At 54.1% G+C, this 1364-nt stretch carries 1 protein-coding gene; it reads left to right on the top strand.

The annotated features are described in order from the left end of the window. Positions 1 to 102 precede the first annotated feature (102 nt). Complete coding sequence (locus tag BEN30_RS17605) at positions 103 to 1311, top strand: IS256 family transposase (RefSeq protein ID WP_069959610.1); 1209 nt, start codon at positions 103 to 105, stop codon at positions 1309 to 1311. The last annotated feature ends 53 nt before the right edge of the window (positions 1312 to 1364 follow it).

Here is a 1364-nt window from a genome sequence, read left to right as displayed (position 1 = left end):
TCGATAACGTAAAATATCTTTCGCACATTTGATTAAGGCTGGTGGCCCCGATCTGGTTAAGGTGGTGATTGCGAGATCAACCACACCAGATAAGGAACCACCATGAACAAAGATAGCACACCAGCCCGTGAGGGAACATTGTCGAACATTATTCATATTGACGACGCGCGCATTCAGGATCACCTGGGTAAGATCGTACGTGGCAGTGTTGAAGATACGCTGAATGCCCTGCTCGACGCTGAGGCGGATCGGCTTTGTAATGCAGGTCGTTATGAACGCAGTGAAGAGCGTCGGGACACCCGTGCGGGATCGTATGAGCGTAAACTTCAAACCCGCGCTGGCGAAGTGAATCTGAAGGTTCCGAAGCTGCGCCAACAGACGTTTGAGACGGCCATTATTGAGCGTTATCGCCGCCGTGAGGCGTCTGTTGAAGAGGCGTTGATGGAGATGTATCTGGCCGGTGTATCGGTGCGCCGGGTCGAAGACATCACCGAGGCCCTTTGGGGCACGCGGGTCAGTTCGGGCACGGTGTCGAACCTGAACAAGAAGATTTATGCCCAAATTGAGGCGTGGCGGAACCGCCCCATAGAAGGCCATCATCCGTATGTTTATCTGGATGGCATTGTCCTCAAACGCACCTGGGCGGGTGAAGTCCGCAATGTGTCGCTGTTGGTGGCCATCGGGGTCAATGCGGATGGATACCGCGAGATTTTAGGCATCCAGGAGGGTGCCAAAGAAGACAAGGCTGGGTGGAGCAACTTCCTTAAGCACCTCAAAGGCCGTGGTCTGCAAGGGGTGGAGTTGATCATCTCGGATGCGTGCATGGGCCTTGTGGAAAGCGTCGGTGATTTTTATCCCGATACCTGCTGGCAGCGCTGTACCGTGCATTGGTACCGCAATGTCTTCAGCCATGTACCAAGCACCAAGGTGCGCGAGGTATCTCTGATGTTGAAAGCCATCCATGCCCAAGAAGATTTGCCAGCGGCGCAAGCCAAGGCCGACGAAGTGGCCGCCAAACTGCGAAGCATGCGGCTCAACAAAATTGCCGATTGGGTTGCAAAAACGGTGGATGAAACGCTTGGCTATTATGCCTTTCCCAACGAACACTGGCGGCGTATCCGCACCAACAATCCACTGGAACGTATCATGCGTGAGATCCGCAGGCGCACCCGCGTGGTGGGCGCGTTCCCCGATGGCGAAAGCGCGCTGAATCTGGCCGCCGCAAGACTGCGTCATATCGCGGGGACCAAATGGTCAACCAAACGATACCTGAATATGAAACTACTGAGAGAGAAAGAAATGATCGCCTGACCAGATCAGGACACCAGCCAAAAATGAAAAAGCGAAAGATTCTGGACACTACC

Source organism: Magnetovibrio blakemorei, assembly GCF_001746755.1.
Taxonomy (GTDB): domain Bacteria; phylum Pseudomonadota; class Alphaproteobacteria; order Rhodospirillales; family Magnetovibrionaceae; genus Magnetovibrio; species Magnetovibrio blakemorei.
The sequence above is the reverse complement of the archived record's forward strand: the minus strand, read 5'-3'. Positions and strand labels throughout refer to the sequence as shown.

Bases quoted from the DNA above. Each gene is read 5' to 3' on its own strand.
- BEN30_RS17605 (WP_069959610.1), top strand. From the start codon at position 103: ATGAACAAAGATAGCACACCAGCCCGTGAGGGAACATTGTCGAACATT.